Origin of the sequence: Roseivirga sp. (genome assembly GCF_034669765.1) — a bacterium.
GTDB lineage: Bacteria > Bacteroidota > Bacteroidia > Cytophagales > Cyclobacteriaceae > Roseivirga.
Window position 1 is genome coordinate 1 of the sequence record NZ_JAXMOQ010000012.1, and the last position, 26057, is coordinate 26057.

The 26057-nt window shown below is 40.1% G+C and carries 24 protein-coding genes; 18 read left to right on the forward strand and 6 right to left on the reverse strand.

Annotated elements, in window-relative coordinates:
• Positions 1-211: 211 nt before the first annotated feature.
• On the reverse strand, positions 212-622 hold the full coding sequence (mce, locus tag VOI17_RS17550) for a methylmalonyl-CoA epimerase (protein WP_323758532.1): 411 nt from the start codon (positions 620-622) through the stop codon (positions 212-214).
• A gap of 90 nt (positions 623-712) precedes the next feature.
• Between mce and VOI17_RS17555 the strand changes: the two genes are divergently transcribed.
• From VOI17_RS17555 to VOI17_RS17565, 3 genes are all read left to right on the forward strand, one after another.
• Positions 713-1150, forward strand: coding sequence for a hypothetical protein (locus tag VOI17_RS17555; protein WP_323758533.1), 438 nt, complete (start codon positions 713-715; stop codon positions 1148-1150).
• On the forward strand, positions 1150-1476 hold the full coding sequence (locus tag VOI17_RS17560) for a HesB/IscA family protein (protein ID WP_068414010.1): 327 nt from the start codon (positions 1150-1152) through the stop codon (positions 1474-1476). The genes VOI17_RS17555 and VOI17_RS17560 overlap by 1 nt, the downstream gene beginning before the upstream one ends.
• 118 nt (positions 1477-1594) lie before the next feature.
• Positions 1595-1936 (forward strand): RidA family protein, encoded by a 342-nt coding sequence (locus VOI17_RS17565; protein ID WP_323758534.1) that lies wholly within the window; start codon positions 1595-1597, stop codon positions 1934-1936.
• A gap of 19 nt (positions 1937-1955) precedes the next feature.
• Here VOI17_RS17565 and VOI17_RS17570 read toward each other — a convergent pair whose 3' ends face one another.
• Together VOI17_RS17570 and VOI17_RS17575 are read right to left on the reverse strand one after the other, a co-directional pair.
• Positions 1956-3356, reverse strand: coding sequence for an MBL fold metallo-hydrolase (locus tag VOI17_RS17570; protein ID WP_323758535.1), 1401 nt, complete (start codon positions 3354-3356; stop codon positions 1956-1958).
• A gap of 141 nt (positions 3357-3497) precedes the next feature.
• On the reverse strand, positions 3498-4541 hold the full coding sequence (locus VOI17_RS17575) for a hypothetical protein (RefSeq protein WP_323758536.1): 1044 nt from the start codon (positions 4539-4541) through the stop codon (positions 3498-3500).
• Between the two features lie 318 nt (positions 4542-4859).
• Between VOI17_RS17575 and VOI17_RS17580 the strand changes: the two genes are divergently transcribed.
• The 5 genes from VOI17_RS17580 (at position 4860) to VOI17_RS17600 (ending at position 13946) form a co-directional block, all read left to right on the forward strand.
• Positions 4860-6755: a potassium channel family protein gene (locus VOI17_RS17580; protein ID WP_323758537.1), complete on the forward strand. Its 1896-nt coding sequence runs from the start codon at positions 4860-4862 to the stop codon at positions 6753-6755.
• 204 nt (positions 6756-6959) lie between these two features.
• Positions 6960-7424 carry an endonuclease domain-containing protein gene (locus VOI17_RS17585; protein WP_323758538.1) on the forward strand — a complete coding sequence of 155 codons (465 nt, stop codon included), beginning with the start codon at positions 6960-6962 and terminating at the stop codon, positions 7422-7424.
• A gap of 1 nt (position 7425) precedes the next feature.
• On the forward strand, positions 7426-9249 hold the full coding sequence (locus VOI17_RS17590; protein WP_323758539.1) for a potassium channel family protein: 1824 nt from the start codon (positions 7426-7428) through the stop codon (positions 9247-9249).
• Positions 9250-9769: 520 nt separating this feature from the next.
• On the forward strand, positions 9770-11635 hold the full coding sequence (locus tag VOI17_RS17595) for a potassium channel family protein (RefSeq protein WP_323758540.1): 1866 nt from the start codon (positions 9770-9772) through the stop codon (positions 11633-11635).
• Positions 11636-12047: 412 nt separating this feature from the next.
• The gene (locus VOI17_RS17600; RefSeq protein ID WP_323758541.1) at positions 12048-13946 is read left to right on the forward strand and encodes a potassium channel family protein; all 1899 of its coding nucleotides are present in this window, start codon (positions 12048-12050) and stop codon (positions 13944-13946) included.
• Between the two features lie 168 nt (positions 13947-14114).
• Here the strand turns inward: VOI17_RS17600 and VOI17_RS17605 are convergent, their stop codons facing one another.
• The 3 genes from VOI17_RS17605 to upp are packed head-to-tail and all read right to left on the reverse strand — an operon-like array spanning position 14115 to position 16156.
• A complete protein-coding gene (locus VOI17_RS17605; protein WP_323758542.1) occupies positions 14115-14567 on the reverse strand; it encodes a hypothetical protein in 453 nt (150 codons plus the stop codon).
• Positions 14567-15511: a calcium/sodium antiporter gene (locus VOI17_RS17610; protein WP_323758543.1), complete on the reverse strand. Its 945-nt coding sequence runs from the start codon at positions 15509-15511 to the stop codon at positions 14567-14569. Before VOI17_RS17610 ends, VOI17_RS17605 begins: the two co-directional genes overlap by 1 nt.
• Before the next feature lie 3 nt (positions 15512-15514).
• Positions 15515-16156 (reverse strand): uracil phosphoribosyltransferase, encoded by a 642-nt coding sequence (gene upp, locus VOI17_RS17615; RefSeq protein ID WP_323758544.1) that lies wholly within the window; start codon positions 16154-16156, stop codon positions 15515-15517.
• A 131-nt stretch (positions 16157-16287) separates the two neighbouring features.
• Between upp and VOI17_RS17620 the strand changes: the two genes are divergently transcribed.
• From VOI17_RS17620 to VOI17_RS17665, 10 genes are all read left to right on the forward strand, one after another.
• Positions 16288-17202: a M20/M25/M40 family metallo-hydrolase gene (locus tag VOI17_RS17620; RefSeq protein WP_323758545.1), complete on the forward strand. Its 915-nt coding sequence runs from the start codon at positions 16288-16290 to the stop codon at positions 17200-17202.
• Between the two features lie 29 nt (positions 17203-17231).
• Positions 17232-17771 (forward strand): hypoxanthine phosphoribosyltransferase, encoded by a 540-nt coding sequence (gene hpt / locus VOI17_RS17625; protein ID WP_323758546.1) that lies wholly within the window; start codon positions 17232-17234, stop codon positions 17769-17771.
• Between the two features lie 45 nt (positions 17772-17816).
• Positions 17817-18395 carry an adenylate kinase gene (locus VOI17_RS17630; RefSeq protein WP_323758547.1) on the forward strand — a complete coding sequence of 193 codons (579 nt, stop codon included), beginning with the start codon at positions 17817-17819 and terminating at the stop codon, positions 18393-18395.
• Between the two features lie 126 nt (positions 18396-18521).
• Positions 18522-19523, forward strand: coding sequence for a GTPase ObgE (gene obgE / locus VOI17_RS17635; protein WP_323758548.1), 1002 nt, complete (start codon positions 18522-18524; stop codon positions 19521-19523).
• Positions 19524-19640: 117 nt separating this feature from the next.
• A complete protein-coding gene (locus tag VOI17_RS17640) occupies positions 19641-20261 on the forward strand; it encodes a nucleotide exchange factor GrpE (protein ID WP_323758549.1) in 621 nt (206 codons plus the stop codon).
• Between the two features lies 1 nt (position 20262).
• Positions 20263-21387, forward strand: a complete 1125-nt coding sequence (dnaJ, locus tag VOI17_RS17645) for a molecular chaperone DnaJ (protein WP_068414041.1) — start codon at positions 20263-20265, stop codon at positions 21385-21387.
• A gap of 123 nt (positions 21388-21510) precedes the next feature.
• Complete coding sequence (locus VOI17_RS17650) at positions 21511-22401, forward strand: hypothetical protein (protein WP_323758550.1); 891 nt, start codon at positions 21511-21513, stop codon at positions 22399-22401.
• 149 nt (positions 22402-22550) lie between these two features.
• Positions 22551-23465 carry an ABC transporter ATP-binding protein gene (locus tag VOI17_RS17655; RefSeq protein WP_068414044.1) on the forward strand — a complete coding sequence of 305 codons (915 nt, stop codon included), beginning with the start codon at positions 22551-22553 and terminating at the stop codon, positions 23463-23465.
• Entirely contained in the window at positions 23462-24772 is a 1311-nt protein-coding gene (locus VOI17_RS17660; RefSeq protein WP_323758551.1) for an ABC transporter permease, read from the forward strand. Before VOI17_RS17655 ends, VOI17_RS17660 begins: the two co-directional genes overlap by 4 nt.
• Before the next feature lie 183 nt (positions 24773-24955).
• On the forward strand, positions 24956-26047 hold the full coding sequence (locus VOI17_RS17665) for a hypothetical protein (protein ID WP_323758552.1): 1092 nt from the start codon (positions 24956-24958) through the stop codon (positions 26045-26047).
• The last annotated feature ends 10 nt before the right edge of the window (positions 26048-26057 follow it).

Sequence of the window (26057 nt, forward strand, 5' to 3'; positions counted from 1 at the left end):
AGGTATCAGGTATCAGGTATCAGGTATCAGGTATCAGGTATCAGGTATCAGGTATCAGGTATCAGGTATCAGGTATCAGGTATCAGGTATCAGGTATCAGGTATCAGGTATCAGGTATCAGGTAATGCTGAGTTTTTTCCAGCAATTTGAGTTCCCGAAATGCCTGTTTTTTTACTTTATTTTTCCCCTATTTTCTAATTCCCATTTCCTGTTATACTGTTCCACTGATTTCCTGACAAAGCTCTACCAATACTCCGTTGGTTGATTTGGGATGAAGGAAACAAACGATTTTATTGTCGGCTCCTTTTTTGGGTGTTTCGTTGAGTACGGTGAAACCTTCCGCTTTTAAGCGTGCAATTTCGGCCACAATGTCTTCCACGTCAAAAGCAATGTGGTGAATGCCTTCGCCTTTCTTTTCGATAAACTTGGCGATTGGGCTGTCTGGGTTGGTGGCTTCCAGTAATTCGATTTTATTTGGCCCTACTTGGAAAAATGAGGTTTTCACCCCTTCCGTGAGCACGTCTTCTATCTTATAATGAGGCTCGCCAAACAACTTGGCAAATAGGGCGTTGGAATTATCTAGGTTCTTTACGGCAATGCCGATGTGTTCTATCTTTCGCATAGACTTATTGAATCATTAACTATCTTTGTAAATTAAAGGAAACTTTCGAGGCCTTGTGCCTGTTTCTAATCGAAGTCCAAATTATCGCATTTGGGCAGCATAAAAAAATCAATGCATATGACTGGTGCCGGAACTGATATCCATGTAGAGAGTATTAAGCTTCAACGCGAGATTGAAAGCCATTTGAGTATCAAAGGAAGTGAGTTGAGCTTTGAGTTTCAGCAAAGCGAGGGTAAAACCAAACTCGACCTGATTACGATTAGCCCTAGACACAATCAATCTTTTCTTTTCCAGTCTGTGTTGGGCATTGATAAGCTCGATGCGTTAAGAAAAATGTTAGACTATGTAAAGTCTTACAAAGACAAATACCAGTCTTATACCGTTCAGTGGATTGCGAAGGGTGAAAAAGAATTGCACACTTCGTATTTCAGAGCGGGCAATATGTACGATGCGCTCGATAAATTATATTATGGACGCGACATCAACACAATAACCGTTTTTAGTATAGTACTTAATCCTGTGGCCTAATGATAACTGTAACAGATTCAGCAAAAGATAAAATTTTCGAACTTCGTTCTAAGGAAGGAAAAGCGAATGACAATAACATTAGAGTTTCGGTGCAAGGCGGAGGCTGCTCTGGCCTGATGTATGACCTTGATTTTGATTCTGAAATAAAAGAGAAAGACGAGGTTTTTGAAGACAAAGGCGTGAAAATTCTGGTTGACAGAAAAAGCCTTTTGTACCTATTGGGTACTACTCTTGATTTTTCTGACGGACTGAACGGAAAAGGTTTTCAGTTTGTAAACCCGAACGCTTCGCGCACTTGTGGTTGCGGAGAGAGTTTTTCGGTATAAGCATTCCCAAAATATTGAATTGAAAAGGTGTCTCAAAAGGACACCTTTTTTCGTTTATCATTTAATAGTTAAAAAAGAATGAATAGCTTAGAATTATAAGTCACAAAAAACATTAGAGATGGAAAGACTGAACAAATCACACCGAATGAGCCAGATTGTAATGCATGGCGACACCATTTATTTGGCGGGCCAAGTATGCAAAGACGACACGCAAGATATAAAAGGCCAAACCCAAAGTGTGTTGAATAAAATAGATGCACATTTGGAAAGCGTGGGCTCTAATAAATCCAAGCTACTGATGGTTCAGATTTTTGTTTCCGATGTGAGCCTTGTGGGCCAAATGAATGAAGTTTGGGATGCTTGGGTAGACCAAGAAAATCCACCCGCCCGTGCCTGCGTTCAAGCCCCTTTTGCTCGTCCAGAGTTATTGGTAGAAATGGTGGCTACGGCTGCGATATAAGGCAGCCAAAAGCCACAGATTAAATTCCCGTAAAAAGCTCAAAGCTTTCTAAGTATCGCGGAATCATTACGTTTGGCCAATGCAACTCTTCTTTGAGTTTTAAAGCCAGGTGATGGGCACTTTTCAATTCACCATGCACCACAAAAGTTACTTTTGGCGCTTCTTTAAACTGACCTGCCCAACGCATTAATTCGCTTCTATCGGCATGTGCGGATAGCCCATTGATGTGTTCGACATGGCATTTAACAGGCACTTCAATACCGTAAATACGAGAAGTAGGTTCTCCTTCCAGAATTCTTCGGCCTCGTGTTCCTTCTGCCTGATAACCCACAAACAAGAGTGTGTCATTTTTTCGCTGTAAGCGATTGAATAAATGATGCATAATTCTTCCCCCAGTACACATTCCGCTGGCGGAAATAATAATGGCATTCTTTTGAATGCTGTTGATAGTCGATGAAGAATCTTGAGTTCTGTAATATTTAAAGCGTGGGTAATCGAAAATGGACTCATGTTCGCCCAGCCCTATACTGAGTTTGTGGTCGTCACGATGAATTTTGTGCAAATTAGTCGCGCTAATGGCCATAGGGCTGTCGATATAGACATCACATGCCGGAATCTGCTTGGTGGTCAATAAGCGGTGGAAATAGTAGAGCAGTAATTGAGTTCTGCCTACCGCAAAAGAGGGGATCAGCAAACAGCCATCGTTGTCAAATGCAGTTTTCACGATACTGGCCAACTGCCCTTCAATATCTTCGGCTATATTGTCCCTATCGCCATAAGTGGATTCAATAAAAAGGACATCCGCATCATGCATCGCATAAGGATCCTTTAACATGGGCTGATTATAACGGCCTAAATCGCCTGAGAATACGATCTTTTTCTGCTGGCTTTCCCCTTGGATATTTAGGGACACAATAGCCGACCCAAGTATATGTCCCGCATCGAAAAAAGTAGCCGTTACGGACGATAAAACATTAACTGGCGTTTGGTATGGTATGGGCACCACCATTTCAAGTGCCTTTGTTGCATCTTCCGTATTGAACAAGGCCAAAGGAGGGTTATGCTTGGAATAGCCTTTGTGTTGAGCAAATTCGGCTTCTTCTTCTTGCAGTTTAGCGGCATCCAAAAGCAAAATTTCTAAAAGCGAAGCGGTGGCTTCCGTGCAGTAAATTGGCCCACTGAAGCCTTCCATTACGATTCTTGGCAGGTAACCCGAATGATCAATATGGGCATGCGTAAGAACAATCGCATCAATGGTGGTGGCGTCCATCGGGAACTCATCCCAGTTTCTGAGCCTCAACTCTTTTAAGCCTTGAAACATACCACAATCGACTAGTAACTTGTGCTTATCAAGCTCTAGCAAATACTTTGAACCCGTAACCGACTGTGCTCCACCTAAAAACTTTAACCTTACGTCCATAGCATCAAATTAACAACTCTCAACATCAAACAGCATTAACATTATTCATGATCACAGATGACATATATCATAAAATACGGAGAACCTCACTGCGTTCATCTTCCAAATAAACCACACTGGATTACATCAGCATTTTTTGCATCACTTTTCACCATACAAATCTGGTTTTTTAATCACCATCCAAAGGCTCCTTCTTACGATCTGTCCCATGTTGGTACACTTTAGAAATGCTTTTTCATCGTAATATTTAGCGAGGTCTTTTCCAAGTTTTTTCACCTGCTCGGGAAAAGCCAGTGTATCTTTAATCATGGCATTGATCAGGTCTAACACCCTAAAACGCTCCACCCTAAGTCGGTTGGCAATTAAAGAGCGCTCTTCTTTTTGATATTGCTTTACCGTTGCTGGGGTCATGTGCTTTAGCCCCAATTCAATCAATTGGTTATTCTGTTTGAAATATTGAGGCAGGTACACACTCTTTCTCCCTTCGTAAGATTGCTGGTCGAAATCTATGGCCTTCAATCGATAAGTAACCTCTTCAAAATCTGGCGTTACACTCACTACAAAATTGCTGGAGTGCATATCGCCCAAAAGCCGAACAAAGCAGCGTTCATTGAATTTCACAAATTCTTTGGCCAGCCTGATCTCGTTGACCAGCTTACTTTTCATATGGTTTTTGATAAACTCATCACCCGGAATACCCACAATGTGTTCTTCGATTAAGGTGTTTTTATGCACCACATAACTCATTCTGTTGGGCGAAAGCAAATGCTCTAATTCCAGCCCATAAATTCTGGAGGCATCGGCATTCTTTACATAGAAATAATCGAAGTTATCGTTGATTTGGTTGACAATACGCACCCTAAAAGGCTTCGTATTACCAAAAGCACAAAGGTCTACCCGGTCTACTTTTAAGTGTTCCATCACCCCAACATCTCCATCGGCCATTAGCACAGAATAGATCTTTTTGAGCGCCAAGTAAATATCCTTCATATCGTCTTGCGGATAGAAAACCGTTTCCCAAAGGGTGTCGTCTCCCTTCGAATTATATAGCGGAATGGCGTTATCGTACCTCAGCAAATCATCGTATTGAATAGGCACTTCTATAAGCCGTTTATAGCGCAAAAGGTAGGCGCGTAGGTCTTCGCTTATTTTAAAGGGAATCTTCTTTTTGCTAATCAGGGCCATTGTAACTTCTCTTTGCTCTAAGATAGTGATTAGGCTTGAGTAGATAATGGTTACGGGTTAGGAGTTAAGAGGGAATAGTGAACTTCAGCCGTCTTTAATAGCCGTCATTGCGAACCTGTTTGAGCCTATCGAAGTGATGATGCTGACGTGAAGCAATCTCTAAGTTAATGAACAACTGAGATTGCCGCGTCACCTTTCTTTGCTAGCGCAAGAAAGGCTTCTCGCAATGACGGAATGGTTTGAAATTCAAGCAGTTGTTTAACCCCTGTCATTTCAATATATTGATAAGCCTTTTAAAGGGCCTACCAAATTCAACCAATGACCAAAACCACACGAACCTGGGCAATCTGCATTGTCCTTTGCCTTCTTAGTTTGCCCAAACTTGCCGCGCAAGAGATTCAACTCAAAGAATACTCATTCTCTGAGTTCTTTCAAATGATTGACCAGGAGGAAGATTCGGTCTTCAGATTATCTAATGCCTTTCTAAAATTTAATAAAGAGACCGATCAAAAGTTTAAACTGACTTTCGAATTTGATAAGCCATTCAATCTTACTTCTGCTAATAAGGATTCCATCAGGATTGATAAGGCATTGGAATTGACCAATATCGTGATAGAAAGCTATGCAACTTCAAACTCTGGGGGGTTATTCGGAATAGGGAAAGTCGTGTTTTCTAAACCCATCCAATGTACCAACTGCATTAATTTTATGGTGGCTCAATCTACTTTTAATAGCACAGTAACATTTAGGTTCAATCGGCAAATTCAAGATTTCGAATCATTATTACCAGATTTCCCTGCTCCATCGTTGTATATATGCAGCTCTAACTTTCAATCGGGCCTAGTAATAAGCAGTGCCAACTTTCAAAATGGTTTCGAAACAAACACTGTTACTGATAAAAGAAGTCTTGAGCTTACACTGTTTGAAAATGTTATTAGTGCTCACAAAGAAAAAAATGAAAAGATTACCATTTTGGGTGCCGTATTTCAAAAACTCTTGTTCAATAAAAATATTATTGGAGGCTCCGCGCATCTAACAATTAGTTCAGAACCAGCAAACACTCAAAACCAAAATAACGAGAGGCTTTTCAACTTAAGTATCAATGACAATGAATTTAATGTGCCTATAACTAAGCTGGACTTCAATGACCAAAATACCGACTTCGTTACAATGAAAGGTAATCAATGGTCAGGCGCAATCATAGCTTCGATAAATCAATTGGATAGGGTGAATACACTAATTGACGGATCCGGACTCTCTGAGAAACTGATTGATGATGGAACTTATATGGAATACATTTTTCCTAGAATAGATGAGGGACAATTTCGGCAAGATGATTTCTATTCTAAAAAGGATTTAGACCACTACAGGCAAAAACAAATGATAGAAGATGTGAACTTCTACAATTCCGAAGTGGCTTTGAGAGGTTTGTTCAAGAATTATTTCGACAGTAGGCATGATGCAGTGTCCGCTAACCAATTTTACATAGAAATTAAAGATTTGGAGACAAGGAGGTTAGCCTATTTGTATCATCAAAATCCTTCCTTCGATGGCTTCTTTAAATGGAGAATCAACCAATTTCTCAAAATATTTTCGGCATACGGTACAGAACCTGCAAAGGCTATCACCTTTTCTGTGTATGTAATCTTAGCCTTTGCGCTTGTCTATCTCTTCTTCCCCAATTATTGGGACAGCCATGGGAAGAATCGGATCAAAGATCGCTTTCTATTTTTCCATAAATACCTGAGACACAACAAAGGCATTCACGATGTATACCTGGAAGATAGACAGTTAGAATTACAAAGTTCATTGGCCTTTCAACAGGTTTTGGATGAGCATAAGGATGAAGTCCCTTCCTTCTTTTACAAGGCAGCCAAACCACTTTACCGATGGTCAGTAGCCAGCACAACGCTTTATGCTAAACTTCTAAGACAGGTCGACTTCTTAAAAGGAAGCTGGAAAGAAACAGATCCGAAAGTCCGTGGTTTTAGAACAGCACTTACCATTACCATTTTTATCATCGCGTTGATCTACGATATCTTTATCAAAATGCTCAATGCACTTATGTTGAGCATTAATACTTTCACCACGCTGGGTTTTGGAGAAATCCCGATCAAAGGTCTACCGCGTTACTTAGCGATTATTCAAGGCTTTATCGGCTGGTTTATGTTGACGATATTTAGTGTGAGTTTGATTAGCCAACTTTTGAATTAAAATGAAACAACCCACCCCTAACCCCTCCCTAGAGGGGAATGATCCGTGCAAGCAAGAAGAGGGGAATACGTAACAACCAGACTCTAGCACAAGTGAGAAGAAACAAAATTAATTAGTGACGATTATGATCATCATTTTTAGAAAACTTAAACGCGTAGTAAGTCCCCTCCTTGGAGGGGATAAAGGGGTGGGTCGCAATAAATAATGAGAAAGATAATTCCATATAACTCACGACTACTGCCCTTAGCAAAAAAGCTCAGGAAAGACATGACACTAAGCGAGGTGCTCCTTTGGAATGAAATTAAGAACAAGCAATTGGGCGTTCGCTTCAGTCGCCAAATTCCAATTGATGAATTTATTGTAGATTTCTACTGCAAAAACTTACAATTGGCGATAGAGATAGATGGAGAAAGTCATTATTATGATGACCAACCCGAAAAGGACAGCTTAAGACAAAAAAGACTAGAGTCATTGGGTGTGCCGTTTGTAAGATTTGACGATTTGGATGTAAAGAAAAATATCAATTGGGTGATTACAGAGTTAATGCACACAATTAGTGAAATAGAACCCACCTCTGCCAAGGAGGATAACCCACCCCTAGCCCCTCCAAGGAGGGGAATAGAAAGCGCAAGCGAAAGGAGGGGAATACCTAATCATGACGATACATAAAATGAAAAAACTCCTCACCCTCATTACCCTCGCAGTACTGCTACTGCTTACCTCCTTCTCTGCACTCGCCCAAGAAGAAATCAAATACACTGAATACTCCTACACTGAGTTCTTTCAGATGATTGAAGATGAAGAGGATTCTGTTTTTGAGTTAAAAAATGCCTTTATAAACTTCGCTGATCAAAAGGATTTGAAGTACCTAAAACCCATAACTAAAACTAATGGCGTTAGAACAGATACCCTATTTATTAAAAAGCAAATCAACTTAACCAATGTCAGGTTCTTGAATAACTCTCAAGAAAGGTTTGTTCAAACATTCTATTTGATGAGTTTTGAAGAAGAAGTAACCTTAACCAACGTTTTCACTTTTGCAATTTCCAACAGTACTTTTAAAAAGTCATTTAATAGCCGAACTGACGATGTTAAACCTCAAAATCTGACCGCCAATTTATATCCGCGCCCATACTTGCTTACAAACATCAATTTTAGGGGAGGGATCAGCTTAACTTTGGATTTCGATGGTTTATTGACAAATCCTGCTCTAAATAATTACCCAGGGCTAATTATCGATAACAGTAAAATTTCATCTTTAAACAACTCTTCTTATTCTAGAATCGCAGTTTTAGGGGCCAAATTAGCTGTTTTGAACTCCGATATTTCCGATAAAGTTATTTTATGGATAATCGCTGAGAATGGATTGGAAATATATGGTAATCTTTTTAATACACCTAGGGTAAGAATAGAGGTCAATACCGACATTGAAAACAAGAGTAAACTCACAAACAATTCTTTTGCTGGTCATGTAATATTGAAAGCTAATAAACTTGAGAACATCATCCTTGATTGGAGTGACATCAGCAACAAATTAATCGATGTTGAAAGTTACCTTAGCAAGATTTCAATCCTAAATGAATTTGACACGCTCTCCAAAGGATCGTCATTAGATAAATTCTACTCCGAAGCGAAGATTCGTTATTATAAAGACAGCCTGCGAATTAAGCATAAAGACACATACAATGAGGAAATTGATCTTAGGGGAAGGTTTTATAAGCTTTTCAAAGAGAAACATGATACGGAAAGTGCAAACGAAGTTTATATCGAACTTAAGGACATAGAAACAGCAAGATTAGCTCATCTATATTCAGAAAAAAAGACGTTTGACGGCTTCTTCAAATGGAAAATCAACCAATTTCTTAAGTTATTTTCAGCTTATGGTACCGAGCCAGCCAAAGCCATTACTTTTTCTGTATATGTTATTCTTGCCTTTGCACTCATCTACCTCTTTTTTCCTAATCATTGGGATAGCCATGGGAAGAACCGGATCATGGACAGGTATCGATTCTTTCTGAAATATGTAAATAGAGATTCGGGTATTCATGAAGTCTATTTAGAAGAGCAAAAGCAAGATTTACTTAATGCAGAAGACTTCAAAACCTACTTGTTAGAACAAGGCAAAACCGCACCAAAATTCTTTATGGCTACTGCAATGCCACTCTATAAATGGTCGGTGGCTGGGACAAGAACCTTCTCCTGGTTTCTAGAGAAAATCGACTTCTTAAAAGGCAAGTGGAGCGAGACTGAACCTAGCAAACAAGGCGGCAAGTCCGTTTTACTGATCACGGCTTTTTTGATTGCGCTCACCTATGACATCTTCATCAAAATGCTGAATGCCTTAATGCTGAGTATTAACACTTTTACCACACTGGGTTTCGGAGAAATCCCCATCAAAGGCCTGCCCCGTTACTTAGCCATTATTCAGGGTTTTATAGGTTGGTTTATGTTGACGATATTTAGTGTGAGTTTGATTAGCCAACTTTTGAATTAAAATGATTCTTAAAAGTGAAAACGGATTGTGCTGGTTAGTCCCGAGAGCTTATAGAGCGATTCGGGGTTGACGATATGCTCGGTGTCATTAATTAGCCAATTATTAAACTGATGATTGAACAAACATTTGAAAACGCATCTTTCTAGGAAATCCCAATAGCATGAAATGCGACTCGGGGCTGACGATATTTAGTGTTTCCTTATTATCACAGCTCTTGAATTAACACTGAAACTTCAAATTGAAAACGAATTGTGCTGGTTAGTCCCAAGAGCTTACAGAGCGACTCGGGGTTGACCATATTTTCAGTGAGCTTGATTTCGCTGCTGCTGAATTAGATTCCTTTACGTCATTCCTGATGGAGCTACGCGGAGTTCAGGAATCTCCCGAATAAAACTCGAATCTTAAAATGGAGATTCCGGTATTTTTTCGCTTTGCTACAAAAACCGGAATGACGTACTAATAAAAACCCGTTTTCTGTTTCCCTGATTCCTGCTTACCTTAACGCCAAGCTTCAACCACTATGCGAATCAATTTCTTGGCCCTTGGCCTTACCTTTTTCTTTTCCCTCTTTTGTCAAACAATCGTAAGCCAGGAAGTCAGCTCCGATTATAAAACTTACTCGTTTTCAGAACTCTTTACTCTAATAGAAGCAGAAGATGACACCATTTTCAAACTTGAAAATGCTTTTATTAAATATAACCCTGAAAAAGACTCTGCTTTTTATGTTACGCTTAATGGAGAGTTTTTTACTCCGGAAACACGCGGCAATCAACCACGAACAGTCAATAAACAACTCCTATTTATCAATACTGTTTTTGAGAGTAAAGCTATAGGATATGAGAATGATCTAGTATCCTTACCTGGCATTAATAACATCACTTTCAATAAGAAAGTTGAGTTTATTAACACCGTTGGATTAATCATTAGTCATTGTACGTTTAACAGCTACTTCAATATTATAAACACTGATAATGAAACAGCTGCTCCTCCAACTGGGTTGGCGGCTAAAATGAGTAATTCTGATGTTCTAATTCTTAATAAGAATAGTTTCAAAGGACACGTAAGAATTCAGACATTTAGTGATAACCTCTGGCGTATTGGACTACTAACTATTAATCAAAACACATTTAGTAAGTCCTTTAGTAGGAAAATTGGCGATTCGAGTTATGACATATTAATCTACAGCAGTGGAGAAGATGCTGATATTTCATTCAAAGAAAACATAATTAACGGCATTGGTTATACGGCACTAGTTTGGCAGAGTTTTCGCTCTTTAGACTTCGGCAACAACAAATTTCTTGAAACTGATACCTATGTGAATATTACATTTTTGGAGAATGAGGCAAGACTAAATTTTACTAAGAATGAATTTGAGAATATAGTTGAATTGAATTTAACGGGATTTAATAATCAATTCACTTTAGACTATGATCAATTTCAAAACGGTTTGATCAATCGAATCGGAGTAAATGGAATAAATGCTGAAAATTTAAAAACACTATATAGTGAACTAACGCTGTCAGATCTCAAGATCAAGTACAAAGATTCAATTAGGGTACAAAATGAGACTGTTTTCAAAAATGAGATTGGTTTACTCAGTGGGTTTCTCAGGCATTACAAGGAAAAATTCGATACAAAATCTGCTAATAAAGTATATGTAGACTTGAAAAAATTAGAAACTCAAAGAATGGCCTTCGAATACAGAGATAGTCCTTCCTTTGAGAATTTCTTCACCTGGAAAATTAATCAGTTCTTACAGGTTTTCTCGGCCTATGGCACTAGGCCTGCCAAAGCCATTGTCTTCTCCCTGTATGTTATTCTAGCCTTTGCTTTGATCTACCTTTTCTTCCCCAACCATTGGGATAGCCATGGTAAGAACCGTATAAAGGACCGCTTCCTCTTTTTTCATAAATACTTAAGACATAACAAAGGCATTCAGGACGTTTACCTAGATGAACAGAAAGCCGAGTTAGAAAGTGCTTACGCTTTTCAGCAAGTATTGGATGAGCATAAATCTGAAGTTCCTCGTGTCTTTTATAATGCCGCGAAACCTTTGTTTCGTTGGTCTGTTGCAGGCACAACTGTTTATGCCAAGTTACTAAGCCGTGTAGATTTCTTAAAGGGCAGCTGGAAGGATACGGAACCTAAAAAGAGAAAGCTTAAAACCGCTTTGACGATAGTCATATTTACAATCGCCCTACTTTACGACATCTTCATTAAAATGCTCAATGCACTAATGCTAAGCATTAATACCTTTACTACACTAGGTTTTGGTGAGATCCCTATCAAAGGCCTACCCCGATACTTAGCTATTATTGAAGGCTTTATTGGTTGGTTCATGCTAACCATCTTCTCAGTGAGTTTGATAAGCCAACTTTTAAATTAAAGCTGGTTTTTCAAATTGAAAACCTATTGCCCTGGTTAGTCCCGAGAGCTTATAGAGCGATTCGGGGTTGACGATTTTCTCGGTTTCGTTAATTTCTCAGCTGCTCAACTAGTCTGGAGTATTGGGTATTGAGAAGGCCTAGTGCATAGTGCGAAAACCAGATCGCTTATCGTCTTTGCGAGCGGAGTACGGCAACCTGCATTTCGGCAGACAGGTCTCATCAATGAAAAACGAATTCGTCAAGCGATAAGGAGGTTCTTTCGGTCGCACACTCCCTCAGAATGACGGCAAACAACCAATTCCCAATTACCCTAATAACAATTAACCAATCACTCTTAACCAAAACCCGAGCACCGAGCACCAATAACTAATAACCAATTTCTGCTTACCTTAAGCCAAATCTTCAACCCAAATGAAAAAACACCTCCCGCTCGCAGTACTGCTATTGTTTACCTCCTTCTCAGCATTCGCTCAAGAAAATATTAATTATAAGAAACTGTCCTTCGCACAGTTTTTTGAAATGGTAGAGATGGAAGAAGACACCGTCTTCAGCCTTTCAGATGCAATCATATCCTATAACCCAAATACAGATTCTCTTTTCACTGCCATATCTAGTAGTATCGCTGATCCGGAGTTAAGGAATGCAGTGATCACAAGACAGGACACGCTTTTGATCGATAAGGAACTGTTATTAGACAACGTACATTTTAAATCATCGGCCGTTTCAATTTCAAGACAAAACGTTATTCCAATTTTCAGTGGTTTTCAAAAAGTCATTTTTAAGCGGAAGGTTACAATGACCAATTGTGTAGTAGCACTTTTCAATGAAACCACCTTTGAAGAAGAATTGTCGTTCACCTCAGACGATAGGTTTAAAGCTATTTTGACTCAATTAAAAGAGGAAATGGAAGAAGTTGTTCAATCCCCTTTTGGTGAAATATCTATATCACAAAGTTATATCTATTTTACCAAAGCTAATTTCACAAAAGGCATTAATCTTGAGTATGGTCCGAGAAAAGCGTGGGGAGAAACCGTTTCATCTAGAGGAATGGTTGAATTTGTGGAGTGTAAATTGTTGGGAGAAGCTAATGCCGAATCGCAATTTTTCACGAGAAATAAGAGCTTAAAAATCGAAGATACTGTTTTTGATCTCAAATCAACTTTTATCATCAGAAGCACAAATACTTCGGATTTCACCTTTAACAATAACATAGTGAAGTCTAGTATTCAACTAGATATTATTTCTAATGAGTCTCAACGAATGAACATCTCCAATAATACATTTCATAAGTATGTAATTTTAAACTTAGATAACTATCAAAATGGCAATGTTGAGTGGGATCAATGGGTAAATAAAGTAGTTGACAATGGTTACAGGCAATTTATAGATCTGGCATCTACCAAGGGTACTAACTTATCGGAAATGATGAATACTATTTTTGGAGACAGCACCTTACTGTACCATCAAACTCATACTCGAATAGAAAACAAAAGTGCCCATAAGTCAAACATAAGGCTTCTCACTGAATTTTATAATCAATATAAATTGCAGCATGACACTGAAAATGCCAATCTTGTATATACTGAGATTAAAGACTTAGAAACACAAAGGCTAAGATATTCCTATCTTCAATCTCCCAATTTCGAGGCTTTCTTCACCTGGAAGATCAACCAGTTTTTAGCTCTTTTCTCTGCTTATGGCACAAAGCCTGCGAAAGCAATTGTGTTTTCTATGAAAGTAATCCTTGCTTTTGCCTTAGTCTACCTCTTCTTCCCTAATTACTGGGATAGTCATGGTAAAAATCGAATCATGGACAGGTATCGATTCTTTCTGAAATATGTAAATAGAGATTCGGGTATTCATGAAGTCTATTTAGAAGAGCAAAAGCAAGATTTACTTAATGCAGAAGACTTCAAAACCTACTTGTTAGAACAAGGCAAAACCGCACCAAAATTCTTTATGGCTACTGCAATGCCACTCTATAAATGGTCGGTGGCTGGGACAAGAACCTTCTCCTGGTTTCTAGAGAAAATCGACTTCTTAAAAGGCAAGTGGAGCGAGACTGAACCTAGCAAACAAGGCGGCAAGTCCGTTTTACTGATCACGGCTTTTTTGATTGCGCTCACCTATGACATCTTTATCAAAATGCTGAATGCGCTAATGTTGAGTATTAACACCTTTACCACCCTCGGCTTTGGAGAAATCCCCATCAAAGGCCTGCCCCGTTACTTAGCCATTATTCAGGGTTTTATTGGTTGGTTTATGTTGACGATATTTAGTGTGAGTTTGATAAGTCAGCTGTTGAATTGAAATGAGAAAACCCACCCCCAGCCCCTCCGAGGAGGGGAATAGTTTGGCAGTAAAGGAATCCAAGTCGATAAAAAGTTAAGCATAAAAGAGAAGGTCAAATTTAAACCAACAATGCGTTCCCTCCTTGAGGAGGGCAGGGAGGTGAATAAGAGAAAAAGCTTACAGTAATCACCTCGAACCAACCAAGCCCAGATTAATCAGCCAGTCCACTGAGAATGTCCAGACAACTGACCAAAACAGCCCGAAAATAAACATATAGAAAAACACCTGTTTGCGGGGAGCACCAACAGTTGACACCAAAAGAGAACCACCCACCGGAGATAGAATTAGAGGAGTGAGAAAGCAGGTACCAATAATGCCGTATTTTGTCCAAATCCTCACCATTCTACGGCTCTGAGGTGAGAACTTACCTTTCTTTTTAATGAAAATGGGTAGAATATTCTTTTTGATCTTCTCTCCTAAAAAGGAAAAGAGCACTACACTGGTCATTAAGCCAGCCATGGTGATAATGATAATTTCCAATGGACTCATACCCGCGGCTGGCCCCATCAAAGGCGGAAAAATGGACTTGAGACAAGCCAATAAATAAATCCCAAAATAGGTAAGAGCCTTTTCTAACATTACTTCAATAAGAAAAACACATATAAAAGATAAGATACGATCAGGATAATTCCTGAGGGCGTTCCTAGTCTTTTACGGAAGATCATCAAAGGAAGGATGAGTAATGTAATGCCGATCATCCATGGGAAATCGGTATGGAGAATGTCCATATTCACCGAAAGTGGCTTAATGATGCTCGTAATCCCTATAATAGAAAGAACATTGAAAATATTTGAGCCTAGTAAATTTCCTAAGGCAAGGTCGGTTTCTCCTTTTCGGGCGGCAATTACAGAAGTAAAAAGCTCAGGCAAACTTGTACCCAAGGCCAATACCGTAAGCCCAATGACTCGCTGCGATACGCCAAAGTCAACGGCAATTTCTTCTGCACCGCCAATAAACCAATCGGCACCAAAATAGAGGCAGACAATACCTAAACTGACCTGAAAAAGGTCTTTAGTAATCCCCCATTTTTCTAGCTTGTCTTTAGGCTCTTCAACATCAAGTTTGATCTGTTCTTTGCGGGTAGTATACAGCAATGAGCCTAAATAAATCACCAAAAGAATTACTAGAATTGTTCCCTCTACATTGGAGATCATGCCGTTGTAAGCGAAAATATAGAGGAGCAAAGATGAGCCTAAGGTAACAGGCCAATCTCTTCTTGCACTTTCTTTTTTTATTGGGATAAACCCAAAAAGGGCTGCTGTACCTAACACTAAAGCCAAGTTGGAAATGTTGGAACCGATTACATTACCCAATGCAAAATCGGGTGCGCCTTTCAGTGCTGAATTTAAGCTGACTAAGAGCTCAGGTGCCGAGGTGCCAAAAGCAACTACCGTAAGGCCAACCACCAAGCTACTTACGTTAAAACGCAGGGCTAATTTGGAAGCTCCTTTCACAAGAATTTCACCGCCTATTATTAGGGTGACTAAACCCAAAACAAGAATTAGAATCGTACTCAGAAGCATGAATTAAAGTTTTGACCCGAATGAAAGATCACCCGCATCGCCCAAACCGGGCACTATGTATGATTTATCGTTTAATTTTTCATCAACCGCCCAAGTCCATAACTCGTGCCCGACCTCGATGTTCCTTTTTAGGTATTCAATTCCCTCTGGTGCAGCAATTACTGAGGCCAAATGAATACTGGCGGGTTTACCGTTTTTAAGAATCTGATTCAAACTGGCCACCAGCGATTTACCAGTTGCCAACATCGGATCTATTAAAATCAAAGTTTTTCCGTCCAGATTTGGGGCAGCCGAATACTCCAAGGCTACTTCTATTTGTTCGGTTCCTTCTTTTCGCCAAGCGCCAATAAAGCCAGCTTCGGCATGATCAAAAACATCCAAGAAACCATTCATAAAGGGTACAGCAGCACGTAAAATGGTTACTAATACGATGGAGTCACTTACGGTTTGTTCAGAAGTGATGGCCAATGGAGTTTGAATTTTTTGCTCCTCAAAATGAAGTGTTTTTGAAATCTCATAGGCCATCAAAGTGCCAAGTCGCTGTAGGTTTTTTCTGAAGCGCAACCGATCGTTTTGCACCTCAACATTCCTGAGTTCAGCCAAATAAGTATTGGCAATGCTGTTTGATGTATTGAGTACTCTCATTCGATTTTCAAATTCCTGCAAATTTAAAGGAAACATTCACTCGTTTAAACAATATCGGTTGAAAGGTGAATATGCATGACAATGCTAGGCTATAACAAAAGACCAACTTAATTTTGGCCAAATTCTCACTTATGGATTTCAAACTGCTAAAAACCCTTTGCCAAATTCATGCGCCCTCTGGAAACGAAGTGGCCATGAAAGAGTTCATCTTAAATTACGTGGAAGTCAATGCTTCTCAATGGAAGACCAAACCGGAAGTGATTTTCGGTGATGAATTCCAAGACTGCGTAATGCTGAAATTCGGTACACCACGTACCGCAATTTTCGCCCATATGGACAGTATTGGCTTTACCGTACGCTATAACGATCAGTTAGTAGCCATTGGTGGACCAAAAGCAGAGACTGGATATAAATTGGTAGGAGAAGATTCAATGGGGCCTATTGAGTGCGAATTATTTGAAGATGAAGGGCACCTTTATTACAAATTCCCAAGAGGCATTGAGCGCGGAACGGAACTCGTTTTTGAGTGCGATTTCCGTGAAAATGATGAATACATTCAGTCTTGTTATATGGATAACCGCTTGGGGGTCTTCAATGCTTTGAAAGTAGCTGAAACATTAGAAGACGGAGTAATTGCTTTTGGCTGTTGGGAAGAACACGGAGGAGGAGCAGTGCCCTATTTGGCCAAACACATGTATGAGCAGTGGGGAGTAAAACAAGCCTTGATCTCAGATATTACTTGGGTAACAGAAGGCGTTCCGCACGGGGAAGGCGTAGCCATTTCAATGCGCGACAGAAATATTCCGCGCAGAAGCTATATTCAGAAAATCATCAAAATTGCTGAGGAATCGGGCATTGACTTTCAACTTGAGGTAGAAGGTGCTGGCTCTAGCGATGGCCGAGAACTTCAGCTTTCGCCTTATCCCTTTGATTGGTGTTTTGTTGGCGCACCAGAAGATTATGTGCACAGCCCAGACGAGAAAGTGCACAAGCATGACATCGATTGCATGATTGCTTTGTACAAAGTGCTGATGGAGCGATTGTAATTACTAACTTGCGCCAAAATTTATTACCTGTGGAAACGATCAAAGTTCGAGACAAGGAGTTTGAGGTTTATTTAGACGAAACCAAAATTCAGCAGCGCATTGCTGAAATTGCCCAAGACATTAACGAGGAATACGGGAGCAAGAATCCACTATTCATTGGCATTTTGAATGGCTCATTTATGTTTGCCAGCGACTTGATGAAAGCCGTAACTGTGCCTTCAGAAATTGCTTTCATCCGAATGGCGTCTTACAAAGGGATGGAGAGCACTGGAAATGTAAAACAAGTACTAGGGCTACAAGAAAACGTATTCGGAAGGCATCTAATTTTGATCGAAGACATTGTTGACTCAGGTTTGACAATGGATGAGGTAATTAAATTTTTTCAGGAAAGAGGACCAAAATCTATTCGGGTAGCAACCTTGTTGTTGAAGCCCGAAAAGCTTGAAAAGGACCTGAAACTGGACTATGTAGGGTTTGAGATCCCTGAAAAATTTGTAGTAGGTTACGGCCTAGATTACAACGGTCATGGCCGAAATCTCAAAGATATTTATCAATTGAAGGAAGCTTAAAAATTTCCTTCACTATATTTGAACCCTCAAAATCTAATTCTGTAAATGGTTAATATAGTTTTATTCGGCCCTCCAGGAGCGGGGAAAGGTACACAAAGCGAAAACATCATTAAAAAGTACGGGCTGAAGCACATTTCCACTGGAGATTTATTCAGAAAGCATTTAGGAGAAGGCACCGAACTGGGCAAAAAAGCGCAAGGCTTTATGGACAACGGCAAGCTTGTTCCAGATGAAGTGGTGATCGGTATGGTGGGAGAAACCGTAAAGGAATTTAAATCTGCTCCAGGTTTTATTTTCGATGGTTTCCCAAGAACAGTAGCGCAAGCAGTGGCTTTAGATGAGCTTTTGACGAAATACGAGACTTCCATTTCTTGCATGGTAATGCTCGAAGTGCCGGTTGAAGAGTTGAAGAAGCGTTTATTGGAAAGAGGTAAAACCTCAGAACGAGCAGACGATCAAAACGAAGAGAAAATTAATGTGAGAATTCAGGAGTACAACAACAAAACTGTACCTGTTGCTGAGTTCTACGCAAAACAAAATAAAATCTGTAAGGTTAACGGAGTAGGCTCCATCGATTCAATTTTCGGACAAATCGAAAAGACAATTGACAAGCAATACGCTTAATCTTCACAGTAAAAATTAGTAATTTGAAGATGGTCACTTTCGAGTTGATCATCTTTTTTGTTTTCATAAATACCGTGAGTTGGATTTAAACTATTCTTTAAATTGAACACACATTAAATACGTACTATGGCCAGTTCCAATTTTATCGATCACGTCAGACTTTATTGCCGATCGGGCAATGGAGGCGCAGGCGCTGTACACATGCGTAGAGAAAAGCACGTACCCAAGGGTGGTCCCGATGGTGGTGATGGCGGCCGTGGTGGTCATATCATCTTACGAGGGAGTACAAACTTATGGACGCTGCTTCACCTTCGATATCAGAAGCACGTTTTTGCCAGTAATGGCGAAGGCGGTTCTGGTCATGGAAGTACCGGTGCGGATGGTAAAGACATAATACTGGAAGTGCCATTAGGCACAATTGCACGTGATGCTGAAACCAATGAGATTGTTTGTGAAATCACTGAACACAACGAAGAAATTATACTCGCCAAGGGCGGTAGAGGTGGCTTGGGAAACCAGCACTTTAATACGTCTACAAACCAAACTCCCCGCTATGCCCAACCAGGTGAAGCAGGTTTGGACACCATTTTCGTGCTTGAGCTTAAGCTTTTGGCCGATGTAGGCTTGGTGGGCTTCCCTAATGCGGGTAAATCTACTTTGCTTTCTGTGCTTTCAGCCGCCAAACCAGAAATTGCAGATTACCCATTCACCACACTAGTGCCTAACTTGGGCGTGGTGTCTTACCGCGACCACCGTTCATTTGTAATGGCCGATATCCCTGGAATTATTGAAGGGGCGGCTGAAGGAAAAGGTTTAGGATTGAGGTTCTTGCGCCATATAGAGCGTAATTCGCTACTGCTGTTTTTGGTGCCTGCCGATGCCGATGATGTGGCCAAAGAATATGAAATCCTGTTGGGTGAACTCACCAAATTCAACCCAGAGCTATTAGACAAAGAGCGCGTTTTAGCAATTTCTAAAACCGATATGTTAGACGAACAAATGATTGAAGAAATGAAGGCGATGTTGCCTAAAACACTCCCTACATTGTTCATTTCATCTGTAGCCAATATCGGATTACAAGAACTGAAAGACCTACTTTGGGCAAAACTGAATCCTGCTAAATCCTAATAGGTAACTGCCATTTACTTTCTTTCTTTTTTCATCTTATGTCAGAATGACACAAAACAACGCTTGGCAATATAATTGTAGCCGAGCGTCTGTTTTTAAGGAGGTAAAATGGCGAGAATGAGGAAAATGTTTTCGGCATTTTTAAAAACTGATAAAGAATCGATGAAGAAGAAAAACGAAGCGCAAGAGAACGAAGAAGTGGTAAAGGAGAACCTTACGACTGATGAGGCAGAGGCGAATGAAGCTGCTGAAGCGCAGAACGAAGAAATAGAAGAGCCAGTTGAGTTGACTGCTGAAGAAAAACTGACCATTGAGGTAGCTGAAGCAAAAGACAAATACCTAAGGCTTTATTCTGAGTTCGAAAACTTCAGAAGAAGAAATGCCAAAGAAAAAATAGAGTTAATTAAAACGGCTTCACAAGATTTGATGGCTGATTTAATTCCAACAATAGATGATTTTGAAAGGGCTCAACAGGCCAATCAGAAGCAAGACGATATTGAAGCGGTGAAGGAAGGCTTTGAATTAATTCATAAAAAGCTTTTGAAAACACTAGAGGCTAAAGGACTTAAATTAATGAATACGGAAAAAGGAACAGCTTTTGATGCTGATGTACATGAAGCTGTAACACAATTTCCTGTTGAGGAAGAGTTAAAAGGAAAGATCATAGACACCGTGGAAAAAGGATACTTCTTGGGAGAGAAGGTAGTTCGTTTCGCAAAGGTGGTGATAGGAGCATAATATGGCAAAAAGAGACTACTACGACATATTAGGGGTAAGTAAAACGGCATCTGACGATGAGCTGAAAAAGGCATATCGTAAAATGGCCATTAAATTCCACCCTGATAAAAACCCCGATAACCCTGAAGCGGAGGACAAGTTCAAAGAAGCTGCCGAGGCATATGAGATATTGAGCAACGCTGACAAGCGTGCACAATACGATCGTTTCGGACACGATGGCATGCGCGCTGGCGCAGGCGGTCAGGGTGGCGGCATGAACATGGACGACATCTTCTCACAATTCGGAGACATCTTTGGAGGTGGAGGAGGCGGTAGTCCTTTCGAAAGTTTTTTTGGTGGAGGCGGAGGCCGAGGAGGCCGCCAACGCAAAGGTTCGAACTTGCGCATAAAGCTTAAGCTTACGCTGGTTGAAATTGCCGATGGTGTCGAAAAGAAAATAAAAGTAAACCGTTTGGTAAGTGCCAGCGGGGTTACGTTTAAAACTTGTACCACTTGCGGTGGCTCTGGCCAACAAAAGAAAGTGGTGAATACCATGTTAGGGCAAATGGTATCGGCCAGTACATGCTCTACTTGTCACGGTAGCGGTAAAACTATAGATCAACGCCCTCCTGGAGTTGATAGCACTGGTTTGGAAATGAAGGAAGAAATCATTCCAATCAAAATACCTGCAGGTGTAGCCGAAGGAATGCAACTTTCAATGTCGGGTAAAGGTAATATGGCACCCGGTGGTGGTATTGCTGGCGACTTATTGATTGTCATTGAAGAAAAAGAACATGAAGAACTGAAGAGAGACGGCAACAATGTGTTGTTCGATCTTTATATCAGCTTTACAGACGCGGCTTTGGGTACGAGTATCGAAGTGCCAACCATTGACGGTAAAGTGCGCATCAAAATTGACCCTGGAACGCAAAGCGGAAAAATTCTTCGCTTAAGGGGAAAAGGAATTAAAGACCTGAATGGTTATGGAAAAGGAGATCAGCTAATTCATTTGAATGTGTGGACGCCTAAAAAACTAACCTCAGAAGAGCGCGATATGCTTGAGAAACTGAGCAAATCGGACAACATGATGCCTAAACCAGAAAAAGGCGAAAAAGGCTTTTTTGAAAAGGTAAAAGAGTTTTTCTAGACAGTTTTAAAATACAAGTTTATATTTGAGGAGTCGGTGCAAGCTGACTCCTTTATTTTTTGTACAGAAAATCAGTAATTTTTTATTTTGCAACCCTATTCTCCACAACTCGTATTCAAGTCCATGTATAGGGTAATATTGCTGGCAATTGTAAGTATTGGAATTGCAGACGTGGATATGTGGGGACAAACAAAAACCCATTTTGCAGTGCAGGATGATATTTCCTGCGAAAGAATCAATTTCTATCTTAAGGCCAGTTCGGGCACTTGTGAAATTCGCACCAGAAATGGCGACACTCCTATTAGTATAATGGGTTTGTGTGAGGAAGAGTTTGTAACTCCTGAATTTGGTCAACAAATGGAAGGAAACGAACTTAATGCTTGGTTAAACCTAAACGACAGTGGAAAAGAAGGCTTCACCAGCAAACTCACAAAGATTTTTGGAAGGAAGTCCACAGACACAAAAAACTACTGGAACATTTACTTGTCCCACTTCAAACCCTATAACCTCGATTTGAATTACGGGGTAGGGAAAGCATACATTGACTTGTCGAACATTGCGGTGGAGAATATGAAAATCACCTCAGGCAATGCTCATGTTAAAGTAGGTTACCATTCTAAAATGGAAAACCTGATTGAAATGGACACCTTTATGGTGAACGTAGATTTGGGTGATGTAGAAATTGATCGACTTAATATGGCTAGGGCCAAAACGGTATTTGCCGAAGTGGGCTTTGGAACATTGACCATGAATTTTGACGAAAGTCCAGAGCTGGCCAGCGAGATCTGGGCACGCGTTGGGGCTGGTAGCCTTACCATCAATCTTCCTGCCGAGGAAATACCAATGATGATCCGCATTAAAGATACTTCCTTCAGGAAGCTTAAAATGCCGAGTAACTTTGTGTCCATTGGCGAGAACGTATATGTGAACCCTTCTTACAAGGAGGATTCTCCAAACCTTTTGACATTCAATATTGACCTCTCTATGGGGAATGTGGTTTTTGCCAAAAACTAAAAGGTCGAAGTCTCAAAAATCCACAAATCGACAACATCATCCGCTCAGCAGGTTCTTGACTATATTTAGGATTTGAATTTTAATCTTGTGTTACTTTTAAAGGTGCTTAGTACCGATTAACTTTAAAGTATTCACAAAACCACAAAACCTTGAATATACTCGAAGCCAATCACATCTCGAAAAGCTATGCCGAGCATAGAGCTTTGAACGATGTGAGCATAAGCATTCCCAAACAGTCTATTTTTGGCCTATTAGGGCCAAACGGAGCTGGGAAAACCACACTGATCAGAATCATCAACCAAATCATCATGGCAGATGAAGGCGAAGTACTCATTAATGGGGAAAAGCTGAATCCACGTCATGTTGAAATTATTGGTTACTTGCCCGAAGAGCGTGGCCTGTACAAAAAAATGAAAGTAGGCGAGCAGCTTATGTATTTGGCACAGCTGAAAGGCATGTCGAAATCAGAAGCGAAAACCAAAATCAAAAAATGGCTCGACAAACTTAGCCTCACCGAATGGGCGGGTCAAAAAGTAGAAGACCTTTCAAAAGGGATGGCGCAGAAAATTCAGTTCATTGCCACCGTAATCCACGAACCACAGTTACTTATTTTGGATGAACCGTTCTCAGGTTTCGATCCAGTAAACGCCAACTTGATTAAAGATGAAATTCTTGAATTGAGAGATAAAGGGGCAACCATTATCTTCTCTACCCACAGAATGGAATCCGTAGAACAGCTTTGCGAGCACATTGCGATGATCAATAAGTCGGAAAAGATTCTGGATGGCACTAAAAAGGAAATCAAGAATTCTTTCCGATCAGACAAATACAAAGTGGAGTACAAAGGAGACTTCTCTGGTTTAGGTGCCGAATATGAATTACTAGACACCAAGCATTTAGAAGACGGTTTTTATGAGGCGATTATTCAATCCAAAAATGGACATAACCCGAATCACCTTCTCAGTCAATTAATTGCTAAAACCGAAGTGCATTCGTTTGTGGAAGTCATTCCTTCAGTGAATGATATATTTATTTCAATTGTGGAAGGAGGGAACAAAAGATGAACAAGATATTTTTAGTACTCAAAAGAGAATATACTACAAGGGTAAAGAAGAAGTCATTTTTATTGGCGACCATTCTGATTCCCCTGATTTTTCCCGCTGTTATTTTCGGGATTGTTTATTTAGGTACAAATGATGGCGATTCGTCAAAAGAGGTGTATGTGCTTGACGAAAGTGGTTATTTCGAAGATTCTTTCAGTAATACTGGTTATACCTACACCTTTCTGTCGAGCAATTTAGATGAGGCCAAAGAGAAGTTTCAAGAAGATGACGTCTATGGACTGATTCATATCCCAGAGATTGACCTTGATGATGCTTCTAAAACCCGTTACAGTGATTTCTCTTTCTACTCGAAAACCAACCCTGGTAATCAGGCCATGAAGGATTTTGAGGGCGAAATCAAAAGAAAACTTGAAGAGGTTAAACTTGACCGTTCGGGCTTAGACCCTACCGTGATTAATTCACTTAAAGTAAGTGTTAGTTTAAGTTCTTTCAATCTATCTGAATCAGGAGAAGCCAAAGAGAGCAATACAGACCTAAGCTCTGCTGTAGGTTATGTTTTCGGCTTCTTGATTTACATGTTTATTTTCATCTACGGTAGCCAAATTATGCAGTCTGTACTCGATGAAAAAACGAGTAGAATTGTGGAGGTTATCGTATCATCTGTGCGTCCTTTCCAACTCATGATGGGGAAAGTACTAGGCGTTGGGGCAGTTGGCGTTACGCAACTCCTCATTTGGATTGTATTGATGTTTACACTTTTCTCCGTGGGGATTACCACCTTAGGTGGGGGTATGGAGGCAATGTCTGGACAAATGCCAGCCGGTGTTGATATGACCCAAAACCAAGAAATGGCGGCCAATATTCAGGGAATGTTAGATACTATACCTGTTGTGCAGATTGTTGTTTCTTTCTTGTTCTACTTCTTAGGTGCTTATTTCCTTTATGGTGCGCTTTACGCTGCCATTGGTTCTGCCGTAGACAGTATGCAAGATGCCCAGCAGTTTATGTTGCCTATCATGCTACCTATTATTGTAGGTATTATTTCACTGACATTCGTTTTGCAAGACCCACATAGTACTATGGCGGTAACCCTGTCTATGATTCCATTTACATCGCCCATTGTAATGATGGCCCGATTGCCATTTGGAGTACCGACATGGCAACTACTACTTTCAATGGCGTTCTTAGTGCTAGGTTTTATTGGCACCATTTGGGTTGCAGGAAGAGTCTATCGCGTAGGGATATTAATGTATGGTGCAAAAGTGAACTGGAAGACCATAGCCAAATGGTTTACTATGAAAGTATAGCTGAAAATATAAAGAATAGTGAAAGCCTGACTACGTTGTAGTCGGGCTTTTTTATGTGCTTTTCTCTTTGAGAAAGAGAATAATAATGATGAGCTATATCATTATTGTCACTGATGTGTATCACCAACAATCGTAAGTGACTAAATTACATTTATTGCATAAATTGAAACAAAAAGTCGGGCTTTGAGAAAGCATAAGTTTTCTGCCATTACTCGACCAAACAAGTGTTTTAAGATGACCAAAAGACTCATTTTTATATTTTTCCCAATTGTCGGGCTTGTGTTTGGTGTCTTGTCAGGTTGGTTGAGAATTGGTTGGGATATCCCAGTTTACGGATTGGCTGGTTTCCATGGCGTACTAATGCTCGGTGGTTTTTTAGGTTCGCTTATTTGTTTCGAAAAGGCAGTAGCCGCTAAGAAATCTTGGGCCTACATAGTGCCATTGTTTTCAGGACTAAGTGTTTTTGCCTTTTTGCTAAATCAAGCATCAGTTGGATACTTACTTCAAATTGGTGCCAGTTTTGGGTTGGTTCTCATCTATGTGGTGTTGGTAAATTCATCCAAAGGATATGATATTATACTCCCTTTGATTGGCGCCATGTGTTGGCTTGCTGGTAATGTATTGCTTTATCAAACTCAATTCTACCCCACCGTATTCCCATGGTGGATTGCCTTTATTCTTTTCACCATTGTGGGTGAAAGACTGGAATTACCATTTTCTTATAAGCACAAAAGGTTACTATATGTACTTTTGCTAATCACCTTAGTGGGCTTTATGCTGCCCTATCATGGGGTTGGCCGAACAGTTACATCTGCTGGTATGATTGCCATTGCACTGTGGTTACTGAGGTTCGATTTGGTACGTACACTGCTTAAAAAGAAAGGTCACTATTTGTACACAGGCCTAAGTCTAACTTTAGGCTATGTCTGGCTTTTGGTGTCTGCGGTGTTTATGATTTTTGTTACCTCAGGCGCCTTTGCTTTAGATGCGCTTTTGCATAGCTTCTTTTTGGGCTTTGCGATATCTATGATCTTCGCCCATGGGTCAATCATCTTTCCAGCATTTCTGCACAAATCTGGGCAGCACTTTCATAGGATACTTTGGTTATGGCTTGGGGTTTTTCAGGTTTCGATAGCTGCTAGAATTATCGCTGATTTATTGACCATGCCGCTTCTAAGAAAGTGGGCAGGAATGGTGAATGGTATAATCATTCTATTTTTCTTGGTCACAATGTTTGTGCTTGTTCAAAAAGGCAGAACTTTGCAGTCAAAGTAGAAATTAGATT

Bases quoted from the DNA above. Each gene is read 5' to 3' on its own strand.
- VOI17_RS17580 (WP_323758537.1), top strand. From the start codon at position 4,860: ATGACCAAAACCACACGAACCTGGGCAATCTGCATTGTCCTTTGCCTT.
- mce (WP_323758532.1), bottom strand. From the start codon at position 622: ATGCGAAAGATAGAACACATCGGCATTGCCGTAAAGAACCTAGATAAT.
- VOI17_RS17610 (WP_323758543.1), bottom strand. From the start codon at position 15,511: ATGCTTCTGAGTACGATTCTAATTCTTGTTTTGGGTTTAGTCACCCTA.
- VOI17_RS17630 (WP_323758547.1), top strand. From the start codon at position 17,817: ATGGTTAATATAGTTTTATTCGGCCCTCCAGGAGCGGGGAAAGGTACA.
- VOI17_RS17650 (WP_323758550.1), top strand. From the start codon at position 21,511: ATGTATAGGGTAATATTGCTGGCAATTGTAAGTATTGGAATTGCAGAC.
- VOI17_RS17570 (WP_323758535.1), bottom strand. From the start codon at position 3,356: ATGGACGTAAGGTTAAAGTTTTTAGGTGGAGCACAGTCGGTTACGGGT.
- VOI17_RS17595 (WP_323758540.1), top strand. From the start codon at position 9,770: ATGCGAATCAATTTCTTGGCCCTTGGCCTTACCTTTTTCTTTTCCCTC.
- upp (WP_323758544.1), bottom strand. From the start codon at position 16,156: ATGAGAGTACTCAATACATCAAACAGCATTGCCAATACTTATTTGGCT.
- VOI17_RS17600 (WP_323758541.1), top strand. From the start codon at position 12,048: ATGAAAAAACACCTCCCGCTCGCAGTACTGCTATTGTTTACCTCCTTC.
- VOI17_RS17575 (WP_323758536.1), bottom strand. From the start codon at position 4,541: ATGGCCCTGATTAGCAAAAAGAAGATTCCCTTTAAAATAAGCGAAGAC.
- VOI17_RS17560 (WP_068414010.1), top strand. From the start codon at position 1,150: ATGATAACTGTAACAGATTCAGCAAAAGATAAAATTTTCGAACTTCGT.
- VOI17_RS17640 (WP_323758549.1), top strand. From the start codon at position 19,641: ATGAGGAAAATGTTTTCGGCATTTTTAAAAACTGATAAAGAATCGATG.
- VOI17_RS17605 (WP_323758542.1), bottom strand. From the start codon at position 14,567: ATGTTAGAAAAGGCTCTTACCTATTTTGGGATTTATTTATTGGCTTGT.
- VOI17_RS17585 (WP_323758538.1), top strand. From the start codon at position 6,960: ATGAGAAAGATAATTCCATATAACTCACGACTACTGCCCTTAGCAAAA.
- VOI17_RS17590 (WP_323758539.1), top strand. From the start codon at position 7,426: ATGAAAAAACTCCTCACCCTCATTACCCTCGCAGTACTGCTACTGCTT.
- VOI17_RS17565 (WP_323758534.1), top strand. From the start codon at position 1,595: ATGGAAAGACTGAACAAATCACACCGAATGAGCCAGATTGTAATGCAT.
- obgE (WP_323758548.1), top strand. From the start codon at position 18,522: ATGGCCAGTTCCAATTTTATCGATCACGTCAGACTTTATTGCCGATCG.
- VOI17_RS17660 (WP_323758551.1), top strand. From the start codon at position 23,462: ATGAACAAGATATTTTTAGTACTCAAAAGAGAATATACTACAAGGGTA.
- dnaJ (WP_068414041.1), top strand. From the start codon at position 20,263: ATGGCAAAAAGAGACTACTACGACATATTAGGGGTAAGTAAAACGGCA.
- VOI17_RS17620 (WP_323758545.1), top strand. From the start codon at position 16,288: ATGGATTTCAAACTGCTAAAAACCCTTTGCCAAATTCATGCGCCCTCT.